The 23,361-nt window shown below is 73.1% G+C and carries 22 protein-coding genes and 1 pseudogene; 14 read left to right on the top strand and 9 right to left on the bottom strand.

Features of this window, described 5'->3' with window-relative positions; translation table 11 throughout:
- Window positions 1-19 precede the first annotated feature (19 nt).
- A complete protein-coding gene (locus ACGF3A_RS41360; protein ID WP_393735968.1) occupies window positions 20-958 on the top strand; it encodes a GNAT family N-acetyltransferase in 939 nt (312 codons plus the stop codon).
- A 6-nt stretch (window positions 959-964) separates the two neighbouring features.
- Here the strand turns inward: ACGF3A_RS41360 and ACGF3A_RS41355 are convergent, their stop codons facing one another.
- Entirely contained in the window at window positions 965-1,444 is a 480-nt protein-coding gene (locus ACGF3A_RS41355) for a YybH family protein (protein ID WP_393735966.1), read from the bottom strand.
- Window positions 1,445-1,576: 132 nt separating this feature from the next.
- Here ACGF3A_RS41355 and ACGF3A_RS41350 point away from each other — a divergent pair, with 132 nt between their 5' ends.
- Together ACGF3A_RS41350 and treZ are read left to right on the top strand one after the other, a co-directional pair.
- Window positions 1,577-2,614: a DUF5937 family protein gene (locus ACGF3A_RS41350; protein ID WP_393735964.1), complete on the top strand. Its 1,038-nt coding sequence runs from the start codon at window positions 1,577-1,579 to the stop codon at window positions 2,612-2,614.
- Window positions 2,615-2,639: 25 nt separating this feature from the next.
- Window positions 2,640-4,409 carry a malto-oligosyltrehalose trehalohydrolase gene (gene treZ, locus ACGF3A_RS41345; protein ID WP_393735962.1) on the top strand — a complete coding sequence of 590 codons (1,770 nt, stop codon included), beginning with the start codon at window positions 2,640-2,642 and terminating at the stop codon, window positions 4,407-4,409.
- Window positions 4,410-4,442: 33 nt separating this feature from the next.
- Here the strand turns inward: treZ and ACGF3A_RS41340 are convergent, their stop codons facing one another.
- Window positions 4,443-5,114: a LysE family translocator gene (locus tag ACGF3A_RS41340; protein ID WP_393735960.1), complete on the bottom strand. Its 672-nt coding sequence runs from the start codon at window positions 5,112-5,114 to the stop codon at window positions 4,443-4,445.
- A gap of 100 nt (window positions 5,115-5,214) precedes the next feature.
- On the opposite strand from ACGF3A_RS41340, the gene ACGF3A_RS41335 reads away from it, so the two are divergent.
- From ACGF3A_RS41335 to ACGF3A_RS41310, 6 genes are all read left to right on the top strand, one after another.
- Window positions 5,215-5,733, top strand: a complete 519-nt coding sequence (locus tag ACGF3A_RS41335; protein ID WP_393735958.1) for a hypothetical protein — start codon at window positions 5,215-5,217, stop codon at window positions 5,731-5,733.
- A 55-nt stretch (window positions 5,734-5,788) separates the two neighbouring features.
- The gene (locus ACGF3A_RS41330) at window positions 5,789-6,625 is read left to right on the top strand and encodes a DUF4097 domain-containing protein (RefSeq protein WP_393735956.1); all 837 of its coding nucleotides are present in this window, start codon (window positions 5,789-5,791) and stop codon (window positions 6,623-6,625) included.
- A gap of 44 nt (window positions 6,626-6,669) precedes the next feature.
- Window positions 6,670-7,674 (top strand): ATP-binding cassette domain-containing protein, encoded by a 1,005-nt coding sequence (locus ACGF3A_RS41325; protein ID WP_393735954.1) that lies wholly within the window; start codon window positions 6,670-6,672, stop codon window positions 7,672-7,674.
- Entirely contained in the window at window positions 7,671-8,468 is a 798-nt protein-coding gene (locus ACGF3A_RS41320; protein ID WP_393735952.1) for an ABC transporter permease, read from the top strand. The genes ACGF3A_RS41325 and ACGF3A_RS41320 overlap by 4 nt, the downstream gene beginning before the upstream one ends.
- 53 nt (window positions 8,469-8,521) lie before the next feature.
- The gene (locus ACGF3A_RS41315) at window positions 8,522-9,709 is read left to right on the top strand and encodes a cytochrome P450 (protein WP_393735950.1); all 1,188 of its coding nucleotides are present in this window, start codon (window positions 8,522-8,524) and stop codon (window positions 9,707-9,709) included.
- Window positions 9,710-9,803: 94 nt separating this feature from the next.
- A complete protein-coding gene (locus ACGF3A_RS41310) occupies window positions 9,804-10,580 on the top strand; it encodes a DUF899 domain-containing protein (RefSeq protein WP_393735948.1) in 777 nt (258 codons plus the stop codon).
- A 96-nt stretch (window positions 10,581-10,676) separates the two neighbouring features.
- On the opposite strand, the gene ACGF3A_RS41305 is transcribed toward ACGF3A_RS41310, so the two are convergent.
- Window positions 10,677-12,122 carry an MFS transporter gene (locus ACGF3A_RS41305; RefSeq protein ID WP_393735946.1) on the bottom strand — a complete coding sequence of 482 codons (1,446 nt, stop codon included), beginning with the start codon at window positions 12,120-12,122 and terminating at the stop codon, window positions 10,677-10,679.
- A 125-nt stretch (window positions 12,123-12,247) separates the two neighbouring features.
- Here ACGF3A_RS41305 and ACGF3A_RS41300 point away from each other — a divergent pair, with 125 nt between their 5' ends.
- Entirely contained in the window at window positions 12,248-13,363 is a 1,116-nt protein-coding gene (locus ACGF3A_RS41300; protein ID WP_393735944.1) for an alpha/beta fold hydrolase, read from the top strand.
- 8 nt (window positions 13,364-13,371) lie between these two features.
- On the opposite strand, the gene msrB is transcribed toward ACGF3A_RS41300, so the two are convergent.
- The 4 genes from msrB to ACGF3A_RS41280 form a co-directional block, all read right to left on the bottom strand.
- Window positions 13,372-13,776, bottom strand: coding sequence for a peptide-methionine (R)-S-oxide reductase MsrB (msrB, locus tag ACGF3A_RS41295; protein ID WP_393735942.1), 405 nt, complete (start codon window positions 13,774-13,776; stop codon window positions 13,372-13,374).
- Window positions 13,777-13,790: 14 nt separating this feature from the next.
- Entirely contained in the window at window positions 13,791-15,191 is a 1,401-nt protein-coding gene (murC, locus tag ACGF3A_RS41290; RefSeq protein WP_393735940.1) for a UDP-N-acetylmuramate--L-alanine ligase, read from the bottom strand.
- Between the two features lie 69 nt (window positions 15,192-15,260).
- Complete coding sequence (locus ACGF3A_RS41285; protein WP_393735938.1) at window positions 15,261-15,716, bottom strand: indole-3-glycerol phosphate synthase; 456 nt, start codon at window positions 15,714-15,716, stop codon at window positions 15,261-15,263.
- 123 nt (window positions 15,717-15,839) lie between these two features.
- Entirely contained in the window at window positions 15,840-16,628 is a 789-nt protein-coding gene (locus ACGF3A_RS41280; RefSeq protein WP_393735936.1) for a pyrimidine reductase family protein, read from the bottom strand.
- Window positions 16,629-16,692: 64 nt separating this feature from the next.
- Here ACGF3A_RS41280 and zapE point away from each other — a divergent pair, with 64 nt between their 5' ends.
- The gene (gene zapE, locus ACGF3A_RS41275) at window positions 16,693-17,808 is read left to right on the top strand and encodes a cell division protein ZapE (RefSeq protein ID WP_393735934.1); all 1,116 of its coding nucleotides are present in this window, start codon (window positions 16,693-16,695) and stop codon (window positions 17,806-17,808) included.
- Between the two features lie 54 nt (window positions 17,809-17,862).
- The gene (locus ACGF3A_RS41270) at window positions 17,863-19,257 is read left to right on the top strand and encodes an alkaline phosphatase PhoX (protein ID WP_393735932.1); all 1,395 of its coding nucleotides are present in this window, start codon (window positions 17,863-17,865) and stop codon (window positions 19,255-19,257) included.
- A gap of 387 nt (window positions 19,258-19,644) precedes the next feature.
- Here the strand turns inward: ACGF3A_RS41270 and ACGF3A_RS41265 are convergent, their stop codons facing one another.
- Together ACGF3A_RS41265 and ACGF3A_RS41260 are read right to left on the bottom strand one after the other, a co-directional pair.
- A complete protein-coding gene (locus ACGF3A_RS41265; RefSeq protein ID WP_393735930.1) occupies window positions 19,645-20,319 on the bottom strand; it encodes an ABC transporter in 675 nt (224 codons plus the stop codon).
- The gene (locus ACGF3A_RS41260; protein ID WP_393736003.1) at window positions 20,316-21,125 is read right to left on the bottom strand and encodes an ATP-binding cassette domain-containing protein; all 810 of its coding nucleotides are present in this window, start codon (window positions 21,123-21,125) and stop codon (window positions 20,316-20,318) included. Before ACGF3A_RS41260 ends, ACGF3A_RS41265 begins: the two co-directional genes overlap by 4 nt.
- On the opposite strand from ACGF3A_RS41260, the gene ACGF3A_RS41255 reads away from it, so the two are divergent.
- The gene (locus tag ACGF3A_RS41255; protein ID WP_393735928.1) at window positions 21,124-21,867 is read left to right on the top strand and encodes a peptidyl-tRNA hydrolase; all 744 of its coding nucleotides are present in this window, start codon (window positions 21,124-21,126) and stop codon (window positions 21,865-21,867) included. The genes ACGF3A_RS41260 and ACGF3A_RS41255 overlap by 2 nt on opposite strands.
- Before the next feature lie 92 nt (window positions 21,868-21,959).
- A pseudogene (locus tag ACGF3A_RS41250) lies at window positions 21,960-23,274 on the top strand (DUF692 domain-containing protein).
- The last annotated feature ends 87 nt before the right edge of the window (window positions 23,275-23,361 follow it).

The raw sequence follows: 23,361 nt of genomic DNA, 5'->3' as shown, positions 1-23,361 counted from the left end.
ACTTCTTCCGGAGGAATCCGTGACATCCACGACCGGTCCCACCGATCTGGTCATCCGCGCGCTCACCGAAGCTGACGCGCGCGCCGTCTTCACCTCGCTCGACGACCCCGGCCTCGTCGGCCGCCCCCTGCTCGGACGCCCGTACGGGACGCTCGCCGAGGGTGGCGAGTACCGCCCCGACTGGACCTTCGTCGCCGAGCGCGGCGGCGAGGTCGTGGCGCGCGCCGCGTTCTGGGCCGCGCCCGAGGACACCGAGCCCGTCGTCCTCGACTGGCTCGACATCGCGCCCGGCGAGCACGAGGCGGGCGTCCGCCTGCTGCGCGAGGCGCCGCTGAAGGCCGAGTTCGAGCTCGTACTGCCGCCCGGCTGGCGCGAGCGGCCGGAGACGCTGGCGGCGGCCGAGGCCCGTATCGCGGTCGCGGCCGACGCCGGGTACACCCCGCTCGTCGAGCGCTACCGCTACACGTGGACCCCGGCCGACGGCCTGCCCGAGCGGCCAGGCCGCCTGGTCTTCCGCTCCGAGCCGGACGACGCGGCGTTCCAGGACGTGCTGCGCCGGGTGATGAGCGGCACGCTCGACGCCCACGCGCGCAAGGCCGTCGCCGAGGGCGGCGTCGAGCAGGCCGTGCGCGAGGACTTCGAGCACCTGAGCTGGCTCTCCTCGCCCCGCGAGTGGTGGCAGGTCGCCCACACCCGCGACGGCGAGCTGGTCGGCGTCCATGTACCGGGCGAGATCCCCTCGGGCCCCGCGGCGGCGTTCATCGGGGTCGTCCCCGAGCAGCGCGGCAACGGGTACGCGTACGACCTGCTGGCCGAGTGCACCCACTTCCTCGCGGAACGCGGCGCCCAAACGATCGCCGCCTCCACGGACACGGGCAACACCCCCATGGCCAAGAACTTCACCCGAGCCCACTACCCGGTCACCCAGCACCGCTACTGCATGGCGCCCCCGGCGTGAGCCGCCCTATCCGCCCGCCGGAACCCTCGTGTTCTGGTCGTGGATGACCAGCCACCTCCCGTGCTCGTAGGTGAAGGTCAGGCCGATCTTCAGGTGGGTCCGGTAACCGGGCTCCTCGTAGACCGAGTCGAAGAGGACGAAGCCCGTACGGCAGCCGCTGACCACGCGGCGTTCCTCGTCGAAGGTCTGCGTCCAGTCCGGGTCGTTGAAGAACTCCTCCCGGACCCACTTGAGACCGGCCTTCTTCCCCTTCAGCACCTCGGCGTCGGGGAAGACGACTGTCCAGCCGTCGTGCAGGACCCCGGCGAACATCTCGACGTCCCGCGCGGGATGCGCGTCGACGTACTGCGTGACGGCGGCGTCGAACTGCCGGTCACAGCGTGAGCCCGAGTCCGCCGCCGCGCCCCTCCCCTGCGAGGGCGCGGCGGCGGACAGGGCGATCAGGGCGGCGGCCGGCAGGGCGTAGTACAGCGAACGCAGACGCATGGTGGGCTCCTTGGGCGGATCGGTGAACTGCCGGATGCCGTCAGCCTCGGCGCGGCGCACGGCGGAGCGCACACCATGAAGTCAGGGCTGAAGGGTCGGACACCGGCCCGCCCCCTCCGTAAGCTCACGCATGTGATTGAGCTTCGCCTCGGCGCCGCCGATCTGTGCCGGACAAGGTTCGGGTTCTCGCCCCTGTCCGAGGTCGCGGCGAGCCTGCACATGGTCTCGGCCGGGGTCGTGCACCCGTTGCACCGCCCCTGGTCGGGCGGCATGCGGCGGGCGTTCGACGAGGTCGACGTCGAGCTGCTGAAGGCCGTGGTGCCCGCGCGGCGCGACCTCGCCGACTTCCTCTTCGCCGGGGTGCGCGGCCGTACGACGACGATCGACGGCCAGCTCGACATCGTGCGCGCGATGTCCCCCGAGGCCGTGCGCACCGACTTCGCGAAGGTCTGGGAGGACGAGCCGCTGCCGCCCGTCCTGGACCGCGCGCTGGATGCGGGCACGGCGGGCGTGCACCGCGTCGCGGACGCGCTGCGCGGCTACTGGGCGGCGGTGATCGCGCCGCACTGGCCCCGGCTCAGGACCGTGCTGGAGGCGGACGTCAGCCACCGCGCGCGGCTGCTGGTGGAGGGCGGCGCCGAGGCGCTGATGGCGGACCTGCACCCCGAGATCGCGCTCTCCGGCGGCGTCCTGAACATCGACAAGCCGCACTGCGACCCGGCCGTCCGGGACCTCGGCGGCCAGGGCCTGCTGCTGGTGCCGTCCGTCTATGTGTGGCCGCATCTCATCGTGATCGGCGAGCTGACCGACCACCAGCCCACCCTCGTCTACGCCGTGCGCGGCATCGCCCACGTGTGGCAGGACGGCGCCCCGCGCGACGCCGAGGACGACGCGCTCGCCGCGCTGCTCGGCCGTACCCGCGCCGCGCTCCTGCGGCGCCTGGGCGCGCCCCTGTCGCCGACGGCGCTGGCGGGGCTGCTCGGGCAGTCCCCGTCGTCGGCGTGCCAGCACCTCGCCGTGCTGCGGCGCAGCGGCCTGGTGCGGTCGTGGCGCCAGGGGCGGGAGGTGCTGTACGAGCGTACGGCGCTGGCGACGGCGCTCCTCGCGGCCGGGGGCGGAGGGGACGGGGGCCGGTTCCGCGCCAACTCCGCTACGGCGCGGCCGTCCTGACTGAGACCTGACCGAGAATGGCCGCATGCTGTTCGAGGTGTGGGCCCCCGCCGCAGAGACCGTGACGCTCCGTCTGCCCCCGGACCGCTCCCGCGCCATGCGCCGCTCCCCCACCCACCGGGGCTGGTGGCAGGCCGAGGCCCCGGCGGCGGACGGGACGCGTTACGGCTTCTCGCTCGACGGCGGCCCCCTCCTCCCCGACCCCCGCTCGCGCCGCCAGCCGGACGGGCCCGGGGGGCCGAGCGCGGTCGTCGACCACGACGCGTACCGGTGGCGCCATCCGTGGCGGGGGCTGCCGCTGCCGGGTGCCGTGCTGTACGAGCTGCACGTCGGCACGTTCACCCCGGAGGGCACCTTCGCCGCCGCCGTGGCGCGTCTTCCGCACCTCGCGGCGCTCGGGGTCACGCACATCGAGCTGATGCCGGTCTGCCCGTTCCCGGGGACGCACGGCTGGGGGTACGACGGGGTCGCGCTGTGGGCCGTGCACGAGCCGTACGGCGGGCCCGAGGGGCTGAAGCGGTTCGTGGACGCCGCGCACGGGCACGGGATCGGGGTCGTCCTCGACGTCGTGCACAACCATCTGGGCCCGTCCGGCAACCATCTCCCGGCCTTCGGGCCGTACTTCACCGACCGTCATCGGACGCCGTGGGGCGCGGCCGTGAACCTCGACGGGCCCGGCTCGGACGACGTACGGGCCCATCTCATCGGCAGCGCCCTGGCGTTCCTGCGCGACTACCAGCTCGACGGGCTCCGCCTCGACGCCGTGCACGCCCTCGCCGACAGCCGCGCCGAGCACTTCCTCGCCGAGCTGTCCGCCGCCGTCGACGCGCTGGGCGCGCACTCGGGCCGCCCCCTCTTCCTGATCGCCGAGTCCGACCTGAACGACCCCCGTACGACCGCGCCGCGCACCGCGCACGGGCACGGCGTCCACGCGCAGTGGAACGACGACTTCCACCACGCCCTGCACACGGCGCTCACCGGCGAGTCCCACGGCTACTACGAGGACTTCGCGCACGACCCGCCCGCCGCGCTCGTCAAGACGCTGACCGGGGCCTTCTTCCACGACGGCACGTATTCGACGTTCCGGGACCGCCGCCACGGGCGTCCCGTGCACCCCGGCACGGCGGCGACGCCCGCGCACCGCTTCCTCGCCTACGCGCAGACCCACGACCAGATCGGCAACCGCGCCAGGGGCGAGCGCCTCGCCGCGCTCACCGGGCCCGGGCCGGGACCGCTCGCGTGCGCGGCGGCGCTGGTGCTGCTCGGGCCCGGTACGCCGATGCTGTTCATGGGCGAGGAGTGGGGCGCGCGCACGCCCTGGCAGTACTTCACCGACCACCCGGACCCGGAGCTGGCGGAGGCCGTACGGCGCGGGCGGCGCCGGGAGTTCGCGGCGCACGGCTGGACGGCGGAGGAGGTGCCCGACCCGCAGGACCCGGCGACGCGGGCCCGCTCCTGCCTCGACTGGGACGAGCCCGCGGAACCGCCGCACGACCGGCTGCTGGCCTGGCACCGCGCCCTGGTGACGCTGCGCCACGCCCACCCGGTGCTGGCCCACACCCCGCTCGGCGCGGCCCGGGCCGAGCACCGCGAGAGGCCCGACGGCACGCGCTGGCTGCTGCTGCGCAACGGCCCGCTGCACGTCGCGGTGAACCTCTCCCCCGACCGGACGGCCGAGATCCCGCTGCCCTCCGCGCACGCGGTGCTGCTGGCGGCCTGGCAGCCGGAGGGGACGCGGCTGGGCGGCGACGGGGTGCTGCGTCTGCCGCCGGAGTCGGCGGCCGTGCTGCGCTGACCCCCGGTCCCGCGCCCACCCGGCTCGTACGCGTCAGCCGTCGAGCGCGAGCCGTATGCCCAGCGCGAGGAGCACACCGCCGGAGACCTGCTCCAGCCTGCGCCGTACGCCCGCGCGGGAGAGCACCTTCCTGAGCCGTCCGACGCCCCAGACGTACGTGCTGTAGAAGCCGATCTCGAAGACGGCCCAGAACGCGGCGAGCGCGATCATCGCCGGGAGCTGCGGCGCGCCGGAGGGCACGAACTGCGGGAGGAAGGACATCGCGAAGATGCCCGCCTTGGGGTTGGCCAGGTTGACGAGGACGCCGGTGCGGTACGCGCGCCACCCTGACGCCACTGTGGCATCACCCGCGAACCGGTCCGCGTCCCCCTCGCCGTCCCCGCGGCGCGCGGCGCGCAGGGCCTGGACGCCGAAGACGAGGAGGACGGCGGCGCCGGTGTAGCGCATCACGTCGTAGGCGACCTCGGAGGCGGCCAGCAGCGCGGTGAGGCCGCAGGCGGCCACGACGCCCCAGACGAAGACGCCGGTCTCGTTGCCCAGGACGGCCAGCATCCCGAGCCTTCTGCCGCGCAGGGAGTTCCGGATGATCAGGACGGTGCTGGGGCCGGGGGCCAGCGCGATGAGGGTGCAGGCCGCGACGAACGGCAGAAGGATCTCGAACACCCGCACATCCTGCCGCGCGCCCCGCCGCACGATCGAACGCATTTCGCGTTCCCGCAGGTGGCACCACGCGGCGGCACACGTAATGCCATTTCTAGCGCCAACCCCTCTTGCATTGGCGCCATAGCGGTGCCATATTGGCGTCATGGACCTCACGCCGTACGTCGAAACACTCCGGCGCGAACTCGCCGCCTCCGCGGAGGGCGGCGGCGAGGACACCCGCGCGCTCGCCGAGCGGCTCGCCGCTCCCCTGGAGTCGGCCACCCGGCTCACCCTCCTGCAAGCCCTCTCCGCCGCCATGGGCGAGGTCACCCGCGACCTCGCGCCGGGCTCGGTGGACGTGCGGCTGCGCGGCCTCGACCCCGAGTTCGTGGTGACGCCACCGCCGGGCCCCGAGGAGAGCGAGCCGGGCGGCGGGCCCCTGCCCGCGACGCCGCTCGCACCCCCGCCGCACGACGACGACGGCGCCACCGCCCGCGTCAACCTCCGGCTGCCCGCCCACCTCAAGGCCCGGGTCGAGCAGGCGGCGAGCCGGGAGGGGCTGTCGGTCAACGCCTGGCTGGTCCGCGTGGCCACCGCCGCGCTGGAGCCCGGCGCTCCGAGCGGACCGCCGGGACGCACCCGCCGCTGGGGCGGCGAGACCTACACCGGCTGGGCGAGCTGAAGCGCCCGCCCCCAGATCCCTTTCCCCTCGCACGAGTCACGAGGAAGGCACAGCCATGCCTGAGTACGACACCCCTGAACCCCTCTCGGCCACCCTGGAGTTCGACATCGGGACCGTCCGGGTCACCGCGGGCAAGCGCGCCACGACCGTCGTCGACGTGCTGCCCCACAAGGCCGACGACGAGCTCGACGTCCGTACGGCCGAACAGACCCGGGTCTCCTGCTCCGGGGGCTCCCTCGTCGTCAAGGGCCCCAGGAACCGCGGGCTGTTCGGCAGGAGCGGGCAGCTCGACATCCGCGTCGAGCTGCCCGCGGGCTCCCGGATCGAGGCCACCTCGCCCATGGGCGACTACGTCTGCGAGGGCCCCCTCGACGCGTGCGTGCTCCGCACCTCCGTGGGCGACATCCGCGTCGAGGAGGCCGGTTCCGTACGACTGCGCACCGACAGCGGAGAGATCGACGTGGACCGGGTGCACGGCGACGCCGAGGTCCACGGCACGGGCCGGGTCGCGTTCGGCGCGATCACGGGCTCGGGCACGGTCAAGAACCGCAACGGCGGGACCACCGTCGGCGAGGCCACCGGGCCGCTCTCCGTGAACTCCTCCAACGGCCCGATCGACGTCGGCGTCGCGCACTCCGGCGTCGAGGCGAAGTCCGCCAACGGCCCCATCCGGATCCGCGCGGCCGAACGCGGCGTGCTCGCGCTCCAGACCGCCGCCGGGAACATCGAGGTCGGCGTCCGCGAGGGCAGCGCCGCCTGGCTCGATGTGCACACCCGCGTCGGCGGCGTCCACAACGCCCTTGAGACGGCCGGCGGACCCGGCTCCGCCGAGGAGACCGTCGAGCTGCGTGCCCGTACGGGCATCGGCGACATCGTCGTCCACCGCTCCTGATCCACCCCAGTCCTTCATCTCCCTCCACAGAAACGGCAGTTGCCATGAATCCCAGCACCGGACCGGCCGTCTCGGCCGTGGGCCTGCGCAAGTCGTACGGCGCCGACGGCTCCGACGGAGCGAAGGTCGTGCTCGACGGCGTCGACCTGACGATCCCCGAGGGCACCGTCTTCGCCCTGCTCGGCCCCAACGGCGCGGGCAAGACGACCACCGTCCAGATCCTCTCCACCCTCATCGAGGCCGACGGCGGCGAGGCGCAGGTCGCGGGGCACGACCTGGCGGCGGACGCCGACGGCATCCGCGCCTCGATCGGCGTCACCGGCCAGTTCGCGGCCGTCGACAATCTGCTGACCGCCGAGGAGAACCTGCTCCTGATGGCCGACCTCCAGCACCTGGACCGGGCCGACGGACGGCGGCGCGCCGCCCGGCTGCTGGAGCAGTTCGACCTCGTCGAGGCCGCGCGCAAGCCCGTGGCCACCTTCTCCGGCGGCATGCGGCGCAAGCTCGACCTCGCCATGACGCTCGTCGGCGACCCCCGGGTGATCTTCCTCGACGAGCCGACCACCGGCCTCGACCCGCGCAGCCGCCGCACCATGTGGGGGATCATCCGCGGCCTCGTCGCCGACCACGGCGTGACGATCTTCCTCACCACGCAGTACCTGGAGGAGGCCGACCAGCTCGCGGACCGTATCGCCGTGCTCGACCACGGCACGATCGTCGCCGAGGGCACGGCCGAGGAGCTGAAGCGCCGGATGCCGGGCGGGCACATCCGGCTCGGCTTCGCCGAGGCCGGGGAGCTGGAGAAGGCCGCCGGGCTCTTCGCCTCCGTCGGCCGCGACGACGAGGAACTCACCCTGCAGATCCCGAGCGACGGCGACATCCCGACGCTCCGCGCCGTCCTCGACATCCTCGACGACCGGCGGATCGACGCCCGCTCGCTCACCATCCACACTCCCGACCTGGACGACGTCTTCCTCGCCCTCACGGGGAACCCCGACAACCCCGACAGCCCCGAGAACCCCGACTCCCGGAAGGTGGCCTCGCGATGAGCGCCCAGTCCTACGCCGTGCGCGACTCGATGACGATGCTGCGCCGCAACCTCAAGCACGCGCAGCGCTACCCGAGCATGTCGATCTCGACGCTCGCGATGCCGGTCCTGATGCTGCTGCTCTTCAACTACGTCTTCGGCCGCGCACTCGGCAGCGGCATCGGCGGCACCCCGGCGGGCGGCGCCGGAGGCGAGTACATCGACTACATCGCACCCGGCATCATCCTGATGGCCGCCACCTCCGGCGCCGTCTCCACCGCGGTGAGCGTCTGCTCGGACATGACCGAGGGCATCGTCAACCGTTTCCGGACGATGTCGATCTCCCGCGCCTCGTTCCTGACCGGGCACGTCGTCGGCAGCGTCCTCCAGACGCTGGCCAGCATCGTGCTCGTCGTCGCCATCGCCCTCGCGATCGGCTTCCGGCCCAGCGCGACCGCCGTCGAGTGGCTCGCCGCCGCGGGCCTCCTGGCCCTCCTCGTCCTGGCCCTCACCTGGCTGTCGGCGGGCATCGGCCTGGTCACCAAGAACGTGGAGACGGCCAGCAACATCCCGCTGCCCTTCACCTTCCTGCCCTTCCTCGGCAGCGCCATCGTCCCGCCGGAGTCGATGCCGACCGGCCTGCGCTGGTTCGCCGAGTACCAGCCGTTCACCCCGGTCATCGAGACGCTGCGCGGCCTGTTGATGGGTACGGAGATCGGCAGCCAGGGTTACGCCGCCGTCGCCTGGTGCCTCGGCCTCACCCTCCTCGGCTACTTCTGGGCGCGCTCCGCCTTCCAGCGCGGCGCCCGCCGCTGACGGCCACGCCGCTGAAGACCACCACGCATCCGTACGTACGGAAGGAAGCCCTCATGACCCTGGCACCGATCACCGAGTTCCCCCTCGAACGCCCAGCGCACCGCCCGTACCTGCCGCCCGAGGCCCTCGCCCCGCTGCGCGAGGAGAGCCCGCTGCGGCGGTTCACCTACCCCGACGGCCACGAGGGCTGGGCCGCCACCGGCTACGCCACGGTCCGCGCGATACTCGCCGACCGCCGCTTCAGCTCCCGCTACGAGCTGATGCACCTGTACATCCCCGACGCGCCGCCCGAGGGCCTGCCCCCCGCCTCGCCCGGCGACATGACCGGCATCGACCCGCCCGAGCACACCCGGCTGCGGAAGCCCGTCGCCAAGTGGTTCACGGCACGCAGGATGCGCCAGCTCGCGGGCCGGATCGAGCAGTTCGCGGACGAGGCGCTCGACGACATGGAGCGCCGGGGCCCCGGCGTCGACCTGGTGGAGGCGTTCGCCTACCCCCTTCCGTCGCTGATGATCTGCGAGCTGCTGGGCGTCCCCGAGGGCGACCGCGACGTCTTCCACCGGCACGCCGAGGCCGCGATGAGCGGGACGGCGGGATTCGAGGCGCAGGAGGAGGCGCTGGCCGCCCTCACCTCGTTCATCGCCGAGATGGTCCCCGCCAAGCGCGCCCACCCCACCGACGACGTGCTCAGCGAACTGACGGCCACCGACCTCACCGACGAGGAGATCGCCGGGCTCGGCGGCTTCCTGCTCGGCGCCGGGTTCGACACGACCGCGCACATGATCTCCCTCGGCACCCTGGCCCTGCTCGACCACCCGGACCAGGCCGCGCTGCTGCGGAACGACCCGGACCTCGCGGACGGGGCGGTGGAGGAGCTGATGCGCTATCTGACGGTGGCCCATACGACCGCGAAGTCCGCGCTGGAGGACGTCGAGGTCGACGGCGAGGTGATCAGGGCGGGCGAGACGGTCACGCTCTCGCTGATCGGCGCCAACCACGACCCGGCCCGCTTCCCCTCCCCCGAGGCGCTCGACCTGCGGCGCGAGGCGACGGGGCAGCTCGGCTTCGCGCACGGCATCCACCAGTGCCTGGGCGCGCAGCTCGCCCGTATCGAGATGCGGATCGCCTTCCCGGCCCTGCTGCGCCGCTTCCCGACGCTGCGGCTCGCGTGCCCGCGCGAGGAGCTGGAGTTCTACGACATGGTCGTCTACAGCCTGCGCCGCCTCCCGGTCGCCTGGTGATCGGTGACCCGATGACCCGGCACCGATGAGTTACGCCCCGCTCCCCGGTCTGCCTCTACGGACACTGTCACGCGCGTATCAGGAGGAGATCCCCATGGCCCTTCCCGAGGGTGTCGGACGGCCGCCCGAGGTGACCAGGGAGCAGTGGCTCGCGGCCCGTAAGGAGCTGCTCACGGAGGAGAAGGAGCTGCGCCGCAGGCTCGACGCGCTCAACGCGGAGCGGCGCAGGCTCCCCATGGTCCGCGTCGAGAAGGAGTACGTCTTCGAGGGCCCGAACGGCAAGGCGGGCCTGCTCGACCTCTTCGAGGGCCGCAGCCAGCTCTACGTGCACCACTTCATGTGGCTCGACGAGACGGACACCGGCTGCCCGAGCTGCACGGCCGCCGCCGAGATCCACTTCACCCCGGCGTATCTGGCACACCTCCACGAGCGGGACATCACGTTCGCCGCCGTGGCCCGCGCGCCGCTGCCGAGCATCGAGGCGTACCGCGCGGAGCGCGGCTGGACGTTCCCCTGGTACTCCTCGCACGGCGGCGACTTCAACTACGACTTCCACGTCACGCTGGACGAGAGCGTCGCCCCCGTCGAGTACAACTACCGCGACAAGGAGGAGCTGCTGGCCACCGGCCTCCCCGAGGAGGCCCTCAAGGGCGACTGGCCGGGCAACAGCGTCTTCCTCCGGGACGGCGACGAGGTCTTCCACACCTACTCCGCGTACGCCCGAGGCCTGGACCAGCTCTTCACCCCGTACCACTTCCTGGACCTGACGCCGTACGGCCGCCAGGAATCCTGGGAGGACAGCCCGGAGGGCTGGCCCCAGAAACCGACCTACGCCCCGGGCAAACTGACGCTGCGAGGCCAATGCCACTGAAGCGCCCCGCAGGGGCTGCTTCAGGGGCGCGGGGAACTGCGCGAGCGACCACAGCGGCGGCGCGGCCTGCGACGCACGGCAAGGGGCAGCCCCTGCTCAGCCGCGAGAGGAGAGGGCACGCTCCCGTTCGACGGGATCGCCATGAACGGGCGAGGCGGCGCCGCCGCCAGCGGTGGACGAGGGAAGGAACGCGGCGATCACAAGCCCCAGCAAGGCCGCGCCAGCCGCAATCAGGAACGCCGTACGGAACCCGGCAAGATTGGGGACCTCTGGTCCCCCCGCACCCAGCGGACTGGTCATACGGGCGAGCACGACGCCCACGACCGCACTGGAGGTCGAGGTCCCGATCGAGCGCATCAGGGTGTTGAGCCCATTCGCCGCACCGGACTCGGACGGATCAACGGCGCCAAGTATCAGCGCGGGCATCGCGGAGTACGCGATACCGATACCGACCCCGATCAGCACAGCGACGACCACCGTCTGCCACACGGCCCCCATCAGCCCCGTCCCCACCAGATACGCGGCGGCGAGGATCACCAGCCCCGTCATCAGCGAGACCTTGGGCCCGCGCGCCTGCGAGAGGCGCGCTGAGAGCGAGGAGACCAGCATCATCGCGAGGCCCATCGGCGCGACGCAGAGCCCGGCGACGACCATGGACTGGCCGAGCCCGTACCCCGTGGAGGCGGGGAGCTGGAGCAGCTGGGGCAGCACGAGCGTCGCGGCGTAGAAGGCGAGCCCGACCATGATCGAGGCGAGGTTGGTGAGCAGCACCTGACGCCGCGCGGTGGTGCGGAGGTCCACCAGAGGGTCGGCGACGCGCAGCTCGTACGCGCCCCAGGCGAGGAAGATCACGACGGCGGCGGTGAGGAGCCCGAGGACGGTGCCGCTCCCCCAGCCCCAGTCGCCGCCCTTGGAGACGGGCAGCAGCAGCGCCACGAGACCGGCCGAGAGGCCGACCGTGCCGACCACGTCGAACCGTCCCGGCGTACGCCGCGCGGACTCCGGCACCAGCAGCCGCACCAGCACCATGGCGACCACGCCTATCCCGGCGGAGCCGAAGAAGAGCGCGTGCCAGTCCGCGTGCTGGGCCACGTACGCCGCGAGCGGCATGCCCAGCGCGCCGCCGACGCCCAGCGACGAGCTCATGAACGCCATCGCGGAACCGAGCCGCTCGGGCGGCAGTTCGTCCCGCATGACGCCGATGCCGAGCGGGATCGCGCCCATCGCGAAGCCCTGCACCGCGCGCCCCGCGACCATGGGGACCAGCTCCGAGGTGAAGCCGCACAGCAGCGAGCCCGCGACCATCAGCGCGAGGCTGAGCAGGATGATCCGCCGCTTTCCGTAGAGGTCGCCGAGCCTGCCCATGATGGGCGTGGCGACGGCGCCGGAGAGCAGCGTGGAGGTGATGACCCACGAGGCGTTCGACGTGGACGTGTCCAGCAGCGCCGGAAGCTGGGCGACGATGGGCACGATCAGCGTCTGCATCACGGCCACCGAGATCCCGCCGAAGGCGAGTACGGGCACGAGCCAGCGAGCGGTCATACGCGGAGCCTCCAGGGCGGCAGCACGGCACTTTCCTTTTTCATGCAGCGTACAAATGAACTGACCGGTACCCACGGTTATTTCGCCATGCGAGACTTTGGCCACAGCTCGCCCGGGAGGCCCCCATGTTGGAGCGGCAGTTCGAGTCCGGCACGGTCGACACCGGTGGGGGCAGGCGCTTCCACACCGAGAGCGCGGGCCCGCCCGACGGCCCGCTCGTCCTCCTCTGCCACGGTTTCCCGGAGTCCTGGTACTCGTGGCGGCACCAGCTGCCCGCGCTGGCCGGGGCGGGATACCGCGCGGTCGCGATGGACATGCGCGGCTACGGCCGTTCGTACGCGCCCGCCGACGTCTCCTCGTACCGCATCGACCGGCTCGTCGGGGACTGCGTCGCCGTCGTGGACGCGCTCAGTCCCGGCGGCCCCGGCGGCCCTGGCGGCCCCGGCGTCACCGGCGGCCCCGGCGACCGGGCGCTGATCGTCGGGCACGACTGGGGCGCACCCGTCGCGTGGACGGCGGCATGGCTGCACCCCGACCGGTTCCGCGGGGTCGTGGGGCTCAGCGTGCCGTTCGGCGCGCGTGGGCTGCTCGCGCTGCCGGGCGACCCGTTCGGCGCGCGCCGCCCGAGCGCCGTGCAGCGCGAAGTGGCGGGCGAGGGGCGGCTGTTCTACCAGGAGCACTTCCACCACCCGGACCGGCGCGCCGAACGCGAGGCCGAGGCCGGCCTCCGCGACTGGCTCGCCGCGGCCCTCTACTCGTTCTCCGCCTCCCCGCCCCTCCCCGAGGCCCTCGCCGGGGTGGACCTCAGCACGCTGGAGACGAAGGCTGCCATCGACGTCCTGCGCGCGACGATGTGCGTCCCCGAGGGCGCCCGGCTGCGGGACCTGATGAGCCTGCCCGAGGGCCCGCTGTCCTGGCTGACGGACGAGGACCTGGACTTCTACGCCGCCGAGTTCGCCCGCACCGGCCTGACCGGGGGATTCAACTACTACCGGTGCGTCGACGAGAGCTGGGAACACCTGGCCGACCAGGCCGGACGGCCCCTCACCGTCCCCGCCCTCCACATCGGCGGCGACCGCGATCTCGTCACGATGTGGTCCCGCGAGGCGGCGGAGCGCGCGCCCGAGGTCGCCACGGACCACCGCGGCACGGTCGTCCTGCGCGACTGCGGCCACTGGATCCAGCAGGAACGCCCCTCGGAGACGAACGACGTCCTGCTGGACTTCTTCAGCGACCTCTAGGAGCGCCCTCAGTCGTCCTCGACCAGCCGCAGCGAGATGCTGTTGATGCAGTACCGCTGGTCCGTGGGCGTCGGATAGCCCTCGCCCTCGAAGACATGGCCCAGGTGGGAGCCGCAGCGGGCGCAGCGGACCTCGGTGCGGATCATGCCGAGCGTGCGGTCGGTGATCAGCTCGACGGCCTCGGAGCGCGAGGGGTCGTAGAAGCTGGGCCAGCCGCAGTGCGACTCGAACTTGGTGTCGGAGCGGAAGAGCTCCGCGCCGCAGGCCCGGCAGTTGTAGACACCCGTGGTCTTGGTGTCCGTGTACTCACCGGTGAAGGCGCGCTCGGTGCCCGACTCGCGCAGCACCTGGTACTCCTCGGGGCTCAGCTCCTCGCGCCACTGCTCCTCCGGCTTGTCGATCTCGTACGCCATGGCGATCTCCTCCGTCAGTCCGCGAGCGTGCTCAGGATGCGCGGGCCCAGCTCCGTCACATCGCCCGCTCCCATGGTGAGAACGAGGTCACCGGGCTCCGCCATTCCCGCGACCAGCTCGACGGCCTCCCCGGCCGTGGCCGCGTCCCGCACCCCGGCGCCCGCGTCCCGCGCGGCCCCCGTGATCAGGGCGCTCGTCACGCCGGGGATCGGGTCCTCGCGGGCCGGGTAGATCGGCAGCACCACCGAGTCGTCCGCCAGCGCCAGGGCCTGGCCCATCTCCGTACCCAGCTCGCGGGTACGGCTGAAGAGGTGCGGCTGGAACAGCACCAGCACCCGCCCCTCGCCCGCGCCGCCGCGGATGGCCTCCAGGTCGGCGGCCATCTCGGTCGGGTGGTGCGCGTAGGAGTCGATCACCTGCACGCCCCCGGCCTCGCCCTTGAGCTGGAGCCGCCGCTTGACCCCGGTGTACGTGCCGAGCGCGCGGGCCAGCGCGTCCGTGCCCGCGCCCAGCGCCGTGCCCGCGACGAGCGCGGCGACGGCGTTGAGCGCGTAGTGCCTGCCGGGCACCGAGACGCCGAACGTCAGCTCCCGCCCGTCCAGCACCACGGTCACCTCGCTGGTCAGCCCCTTCGGCTCGACCTTGAGCACCCGTACGTCCGCGTCGGCGGCCTCCCCGTACGTACGGACGCGGATCCGGTCCCCCTCGCGCTCCCGTACCCGGCGCGTCAGCTCGCGGGCGCCCTCGTGGTCGGCGGAGATCACCAGGGTGCCGCCGTCGGTGATCCGCCCCGCGAAGATCTCGAACGACTCGTAGATCTCGTCCATCGAGGCGTAGTTGGCGTGGTGGTCCAGCTCGACGTTGAGGACGACGGCGACCTCGGGCGCGTACTTGTGGAAGCTGCGGTCGCTCTCGTCCGCCTCCGCCACGAAGATCTCGCCGGTGCCGTGGTGCGCGTTGCTGCCCGGCTCGTCGAGGTCGCCGCCGATCGCGTACGACGGGTCGAGGTCCATCGCGCGCAGGCTCACCGCGAGCATCGAGGTGGTGGTCGTCTTGCCGTGCGTCCCGGCGACGGCCAGCGGGCGCAGCCCGTCCATCAGCGCGGCCAGCGCGTCCGAGCGGTGCACCACGGGGATCCCGCGCGCCGCCGCCTCGGCCAGCTCCGGGTTGTCCTCCCGGATGGCGCTGGAGACGACGACGCTGGTCGCGTCGGGGGCGAGGTGCGCGGCGTCGTGCCCGATGTGGACGGTCGCGCCGAGCTCGCGCAGCGCGGCGGCGGTCGCCGACTCCTTCGCGTCACTGCCCGCGACGCGCGCGCCACGCTGCGCGAGGATCTTCGCGATCCCCGACATCCCGGCTCCGCCGATGCCGATGAAGTGCGGTCGTGACATGTCGGACGGGACGGCGACGGCCATACGGGCATCTCCTGGCTCAGAGTCGATCGAAGAACGCCCCAAAGCCTATGGGGTCCGCCCCACCACGCCTCACTCTGTATGAGCGAACAGCTTCAGGACCGGCACTCCCACCTTGTGACGCGCCCGCGAGGCCCAGTCCCGGTGGAAGAACTCTTCCACCAGGTGCGGTGCGGTCAGGACGATGACCTCGTCGGCGCTGGTCTCCTCGGCTACGGAGGTCAGCACCTGGAGCGGGTGCTCCTCGATGAGCTGGCCGACGGCCTCCGTGCCGGCCTCTCTCAGCTGTTTCAGCGAGACGTCGAGTGCCCGTTCGGCCGCCCCGCCCGAGGGCTCGTCGCCCTCGCGTACGGCCTCCTCCAGCTCGCCGAGCGCGACGTCGTCCAGGGCCCGCAGCAAGCGGTCCTGGTCGCCACGCGGCTGCATGAGGACGACGAACGAGACCTGCTCGTCCCCGTGCAGCGTCGTGACGAGTTCGACGTCTGCGGACACCAGCGGCTTCTCGATCATCAACACGGTCGTGATCACGACGGGTGCCCTTCTGCTACGCGGGGCCCCAGGCCCCGAAAGAAACCATCCTGCCCCGCGTTCCACGGGGCCCTGCGCTTGTCAGTCTGCCCAACCAGATTTAAGCGGAACGTCTCATTCCGCTCATTGTCGGATGCGACGGTAACGCGTGAAGAGGAACCCCGCCTCCTCCAGCACCCCTTCCAGCGAGAAGTCCTCGGGCACCGACAGCCCGGCGCCCCTGGTGATCCGTGGCGCGTCGCCGACCGTGATCCGCGGCGCGAGCGACAGGCACAGCTCGTCGAGTACCCCGGCCGCCGCGAACTGCCCCAGCAGCGTCGGCCCGCCCTCGGTCAACTGCCGCCGCAGGCCCCGCGCGGCCAGCGCGCCCGGCACCCGCGCGGGATCGGCCACCGCGCCCTCGCCCGCGAACACGACCTCGGCACCCGCCCGCCGGGCCGCCTCGACCCGGTCGGCGGGGGCGCCCTCGCCGGTCACGACCAGCGTCGGCACCACCGGCTCGGCGAAGAGCGGAAGCGACCAGTCCAGCTCCAGCCGGGCTGTCACCACGGCGATCACCGGCACCGGCGCCTGCCCGCTCGCCGCGCGCCGGTCCGCGAACGCCTCCCGCGCCCGCGCGGGCCCGTACCCCTCCTGCCGTACGGTCTCCGCGCCGACGACGACCACGTCGGCCAGCCCCCGCAGCACGCCGAAGATCCACATGTCGGCCTCGGAGGAGAGCGGCCGGGAACGGCCGCCGTGGTGGATGGCGCCGTCCAGCGAGGCGACCATGTTGCCGCGCAGCCAGGCGCCCTCCTCGCCCCCGTCCCCCAGCTCCTCCGGCGACGGATACGCGTACTCCCCCGCGATCTCCTCCAGGCTCCACTGCGGGGCGGATGACGGCGCGGCACGGGAAGGGAACAGGCGTCGCATACGCGGCAGTGTGGCACGGCGCACGTCCCATGGCCTGCGCGCCGGGAGCCGACGGCCGACTAGCATGACAATCGTGTCAACCAGCGCAGCGCACATATCCGATTCCGCTTCCGGCTCCGCCGGGGCGGCTCCCGCGGCCCTGAGCGCCCGCGAGCCGCACGTGCCCGCCGAGCAGCTCGTGGCCGAGATGGTGCCGCCACCGCGCTTCGACGGCGTCCGCTTCTCGACGTACATACCGGACCCGCAGCAGCCGAGCCAGACCGAGGCCGTCCGCGTGCTGAGCGGCTTCGCCGAGGGGCTGGGGCAGGGCGGCTCCCCGGCGGACGGTGGCCGGAAGCGCTGGTTCCGGCGCGAGCCGAAGGCCGCGGCGCCCGCGGGCCCGCGCGGCGTCTACCTCGACGGCGGCTACGGCGTCGGCAAGACCCACCTGCTCGCCTCGCTCTGGCACGCGGCTCCGGCGGCGCCGGAACGGAAGGCGTTCGGCACCTTCGTCGAGCTGACCAACCTCGTGGGCGCGCTCGGCTTCCAGCAGACCGTCAAGACGCTCAGCGGGCACCAGCTCCTCTGCATCGACGAGTTCGAGCTGGACGACCCCGGCGACACGGTGCTGGTCTCCAGCCTCCTCGCGCGCCTCGTCGAGCACGGCGTCGCGCTCGCCGCCACCTCGAACACCCTCCCGGGCAAGCTCGGCGAGGGCCGGTTCGCCGCCGCGGACTTCCTGCGCGAGATCCAGGGCCTCTCCGCCCACTTCCGCGCCCTGCGCATCGACGGCGAGGACTACCGCCACCGCGGGCTGCCCGCCGCGCCGAAGCCGTACAGCGACGAGGAGGTCACGCGCGCCTCGTACGCCCACGGCGGCGCGTCCCTCGACGACTTCCCCTCCCTCCTCGAACACCTCTCCACCGTCCACCCGAGCCGCTACGGCGCCCTGGTCAAGGACGTCGACGCGGTCTGCCTCACCGGGGTGGAGCCGGTGCCCGACCAGTCGACGGCGCTGCGCCTCGTCGTCCTCGCCGACCGGCTCTACGACCGCGAGATACCCGTCCTCGCCTCCGGCGTCCCGTTCGACCAGCTCTTCAGCGAGGAGATGCTGAAGGGCGGCTACCGCAAGAAGTACTTCCGGGCCATCTCCCGCCTCACGGCCCTCGCCCGCGACGCCGAGGGTCTTCTCCGCGCGTAGCACTGGTGGTAGACACACGGGTCACAACCTGGCCGCCAACAGGGGAGTTGCCCAGTGTCTACGACTCGACGTCAAGCTCTGGCTAGAACGGGCGCGGTAGGAGCGGCAGTCGCCTTCAGCGGCGCCCTGTCCGAGCTCTTCGCGGGAACCGCCGCAGCGCAGGCCACCGGCGGGAGCTCGGGATACGGCCCGCTCATACCCGACCCCAAGGGCCTGCTCGACCTGCCCAAGGGCTTCCGCTACAAGGTCCTCTCCCGCGAGGGCGACCCGATGTCCTCCGGCGAGGGCAAGGTGCCCAGCAACCATGACGGCATGGCCGCCTTCGCCGCCCGCCGCTCCGGGCACGGCCGTAACCACGGCTCGGTCTGGCTCGTACGCAACCACGAGAACCGGATGAACGGCCGCGTCCCCGTGCCCACCGTCAAGGGCCTCACCTACGACCCCGCCGCCAAGGGCGGCTGTACGGTCCTCCAGCTCGACCGGCACAACGACGTCCTCCAGGAGCGCGTCGGCATCGCCGGGACCTCCACCAACTGCGCGGGCGGGCCCAGCCTCTGGGGCACGTGGCTCACCTGCGAGGAGACCGAGTTCAAGGCCGGGGAGGAGGGCCACACCAAGGACCACGGCTACATCTTCGAGGTCGGCTTCGACAAGGACCGCCCCACGTCCGTCGAACCGCTGACCGCGATGGGCCGCTTCCAGCACGAGGCTGTCGCCTTCGACCCGCACAACGGTGCCGTCTACGAGACGGAGGACGCCTTCGAGAAGCCGTTCGGGCTCTTCTACCGCTTCCTCCCCAAGAAGCCGCGCGGTGGATACGGCTCCCTCCACGCGGGCGGCCGTCTGGAGGCGATGCGCGTCCCCGGCGTCCCCGACCTCTCCTCGGTCACGGAGACGGGCAAGAGCTTCGAGGGCATCGAGTGGGTGAAGGTCCCCGACCCCCTCGCCAAGGAAACCCCCATCCGCTTCCAGGACTTCGGGCCCAAGGGCATCACCCACGCGCAGAAGCTCGAAGGGTGCTACTGGGGCGGGCGCAGCGTCTACTTCGTCTCGTCCTACGCCAAGAGCGCCGAGGGTTCGGCCGCCGACCACTACGGCCAGATATGGCGGTACGAGCCGCACGCCAACCGCCTCACCCTGGTCATCGTCTTCGGCCCGGACACGGACCTCCAACTCCCCGGCGAGGAACCGGACAACATCTGCCTCGCGCCCAGTGGCGGCCTCATGGTCTGCGAGGACGGCGAAGGCGCGCAGCACGTCTTCGGCCTCACGCGCAAGGGCAAGGTCTACCCCATGGCCCGCGGCGCGCAGAACATCGGCACCCCCGAAAAGCCGGAATGGGGCGAATTCGCGGGCGTCACCTTCTCCCCTGACCACCGCACGATGTACGTCAACTGCTACACCCCGGGCACGACCTTCGCGATAACGGGCCCTTGGCACCACGCCTGACCGGGGGGCACCCCCTGTCCCTGTCTTCCGAACAGGGGGTGCCCCATCCCTTGCTTCGCCCTCTGCCCCACTGTGCTTGGGAAGTCTGCTCCCTCCCCTCCCACTGTGCTTGGGAAGTCTGCGCAAGGCGCAGGGTTGGCAAGCGCAGCCCCCTGCGCCGGGTGCCCCGGTGCAAGGGCCGCGCCCGGGGTGCCCCGGGCTGTGCTTCGCGGGCTGCCGCCGCGTCGTGGCTTGTCGCGCAGTTCCCCGCGCCCCTTGACGGGCAAGCCCAAAAGTCTTGGAACCGGCGCGCCCACGCGGCGGAGCCGCAAATCAAGCACAGCCCCGCGCCCCTAGGGAGAAGGGGCAAGCCCTCACGTGCAGTGACCGGGTGCGTTGCCGACGGGCTTAGCGCCGTCGCGAGAGTGCCGCCGCACCCGCAATCGCGCAGGCGGAGAAGACCGCAGCCACAAGGAGGGCACTCCACGACGTGGGGATCGCGCCTGCTCGGGAGCCGGAGACAAGGTGCTGGACCGCCGCGTTGGCCGGAGAGGCACTCGCGACGAGGACCACCACCACACCGCCCAGCAAAGAGAGCACGCTCCACCCCCGCGACCGCAGCACGGGCCGAGCGCAGAGCACCCCCACCCCGACCCCGACCAGCCCGCACACCGCGGCGGCCAGCAGCCCCGCGCCCGCCGCGGGGAGGAGGGGGACGGCGATCCGGCCGTCCGTACTGTGCGCGTCGCTGATCGCGAGGACGGTGCCCGTCCCCGCGAGGCCCAGCACCCCCGCCGCCGTACCCCCCGCGAGCACCCCGCTCACATGCACACGCGCGGGCCCGGCGAGGGCGGCGGCGCAGTGCCGGGCGGCGTCCGGTTCGGCGGTGACGCAGACGCGGACGAGCCAGGCGGCGACGGGCAGGAGCATCGCCGCGGCGTAGCCGAGCGAGTCGAGGACGGGCGATCCGGCCTGTATGCCGATGCCGACGAGCGCGGCGTACGCGAGCGTCGGCGGCAGCCACCGCTGGGACCGGAGCAGCAGCGCGAGCTGGTAGCGGACAAGGGCGAGGAGGGCGGTCACTCCGCACCTCCCACGACCCGGCGCACATGCCACGCGGGCCGCGCCGTCAGCAGCGCGTACAGCGCGGCGTCCGACTGCTCCTCGGGCACCGTCAGCACGGCGACACCGTCCGCGTCGGCCCGCGCCCCCTCCCAGGGCACGGCCCCACCCGGCGGCCCCTCGGCCTCGATCCGTACGCGGGGCACGGAACGGACGCGGCCGGGGGCGAGCGCCCCGTCGGCGACGCGATGGACCGCGTCCGTCGCGTCGGCGAGACGGCGCGGGTCGTGGTCGACGAAGACGGCCGTGCCGCCGTCGGCGACACGTTCGCCGACGGCTCGGTCGAGTTCGGCGCGGGCGTCCTGGTCGAGCCCGGTCCACGCCTCGTCGAGCAGCAGCAGCGCGGGCCGGCCGAGCAGCGCCTGCGCGACGGCGACCTTCTGGCTGCTGCCCTTGGAGAGTTCCGCCATGCGCGTACGGGCGTACGGCCCGGCGCCGAACCGCTCCAGCCACTCACCCGCCGTACGCGCCGCCGCGCGCCCCCGCAGGCCCTGTACGCGCCCCAGGTGGGTCAGGTAGCCGAGCGCGGTCAGCGGCAGGGCGGACGGGAAGCGCTCGGGCACGTACGCGCGGCGCGGTGGGTGTCCGCTGATCCGGCCCGCGCTGGGCGCGTCGATGCCCGCGAGGAGCCGCAGCAGCGTCGACTTGCCGCTGCCGTTCGCCCCCTCCAGGCGCAGCAGCCGCCCGGCGCCCACCTCCAGGTCGACGCCGCGCAGCACCCACGGCCCGGTCAGCCCGTAGCGCCGCCCGACCCCCTCCAGCCTCATGGACCAGTTCGACCAGCTCATGGCCGTGACCGTATCCCCTGGCAGAATTGATCACGTGAGCGATTCCACGGATTCCCCGATCGACCCCCCGTACGTCCTCCCCCTCGTCGTCCGGATCGAGCGCGCCACGCCGCCCGCGCGGACCGACGCGCTGGAGACGGCGGCCCGCGCCGTGCTCACCTTCCTCGCCGACCCGCGTACGGCCGAGGAGAGCGGCGAGTGGCACAAGACCGTGCGGCTCTGGGAGGAGCGCGGGATCCGCAAGGTGGTGCGGCGGGCGCGCGGCTCGGAGTGGCGGCGCGCGGAACCGCTCCCGGGGCTCACGCTCGCGGACCGTACCGCCGAGGTGCGGGTCTTCCCGCCCGTGCCCGTCGACGCCTGGCCGAAGGACCTCGCCCGGCTCCAGGTCTCCGGTACGGACCTGACGGACCCGGAACCGCCGCCCGCGCCCCGCGCGGGGGTACCCGTGCTGTGGCTGAGCCCGGAGCTGGAGATGACGGCGGGCAAGGCGATGGCCCAGGCCGCGCACGGCGCCCAGCTCGCCTGGTGGGAGCTGGACGCGACGGCCCGCGAGGCGTGGCGCACTGCGGGCTTCCCGCTGGCCGTCCGCACCGCGCGCGACGCCGCGCACTGGCGCGCGCTGACGACGAGCGGCCTGCCCGTCGTCCGCGACGCGGGCTTCACCGAGATCCCGGCCGACTCCTGCACGGTCGTCGCGGAGCACCCGGCCCTGGCCGCGTGAACCTCAAATCCACCTCTGAACCGAGCCGTTAGGGGATACGTCCCTTCCTCACGAGGAGAGACTGGGAGAGTACGTACGGGGGAGGTCCGCGCATGGACAGGGAACACGTCGAGCGGCTGGGGACGGGCATCGGCTGGCGGCCCGAGATCGCCGAGGGGATCGAGGCGCTGCCGGGCATCGACTGGGTCGAGGTGGTGGCCGAGAACGTCTGCCCCGGGCATCTGCCCGACGCGCTCGAACGGCTGCGTGAGCGCGGCACCACGGTCGTGCCGCACGGCGTCTCGCTCGGCCTGGGCGGCGCCGACCGCCCGGACCCGGAGCGACTGACGGCGCTCGCCGAGCGCGCCGAGGCGCTGGCGGCGCCGCTGGTGACGGAGCACATCGCGTTCGTCCGCGCGGGCGGCGGCCTGACCGGGACGCGCCGGATCGAGGCCGGGCACCTGCTGCCCGTGCCGCGCACGCGCGACGCGCTCGACGTGCTGTGCGAGAACGTCCGCATCGCGCAGGACGCGCTGCCCGTCCCCCTCGCGCTGGAGAACATCGCGGCGCTCGTCGAGTGGCCCGGCGAGGAGATGACGGAGGGCCGGTTCCTCACGGAGCTGGTCGAACGTACGGGCGTACGGCTGCTCATCGACGTCGCCAACCTGCACACCAACCACGTCAACCGGGGCGAGGACCCCGCCGCCGTGCTCGACGCGCTGCCGCTCGACGCGCTCGCGTACGTCCATGTCGCGGGCGGCGTCGAGCGGGACGGCGTCTGGCACGACAGCCACGCGCACCCGGTCAGCCAACCGGTGCTGGACGTGCTGGACGAGCTGTGCGCGCGGGCCGTGCCGCCCGGCGTGCTGCTGGAGCGCGACGAGGCGTTCCCGCCCGTGGCCGAACTGGAGGGCGAACTGGACGCGATCCGGGACGTGCTGGCCCGGCACGCCCGGCACGCCCGGCACGCCGCGCGTACGAAGGAGGCCCCCCGTGTCTGACACCGTGTCCGACGTCGCCGCGGCCCGCACGCGGCTCGCGCACGCCCAGAGCGAACTGCTCGCGGCCCTGGTCGCCGACGGCCCCGTGCCGCCCGGCTTCGACGCCGAACGGCTCGCCGTGCAGGCCCGCGCGCTGCGCGCCAAGCGGGCCGACGTCGTCGCCAAGGTCGCGCCCGAGCTCCCCGGCATCCTGGGCGAGGAGGAGTACCGCACCGCGTTCCTCGGCTACGCCGAGGGCCGCCCGATGCGCGGCAACTACCGGCGCGACGCGCTGGACTTCGCCCAGCACCTGCTGGCCGCCGACCGCCCCGAGGACCCGAAGCGGCGCAGGCGGCTGGACGCCTGGTGGCGCGAGCGGGCGGGCCCGGCGCCCCTCCCCTCCGGCCGGGTCCGCCGCCTGCTCGACCGCCTGCCGGGCCGTTCCTGACCCCTTCGCGCAACCGGGCCTGGGCCGTACGGCCCGCCGGGTGTCCCCGGATCGGGCGGTTCCGGGGCGACACCCGTAACCGGTGCT

Origin of the sequence: Streptomyces sp. NPDC048172 (assembly GCF_043202595.1) — a bacterium.
GTDB lineage: Bacteria > Actinomycetota > Actinomycetes > Streptomycetales > Streptomycetaceae > Streptomyces.
The sequence above is the reverse complement of the archived record's forward strand: the minus strand, read 5'-3'. Positions and strand labels throughout refer to the sequence as shown.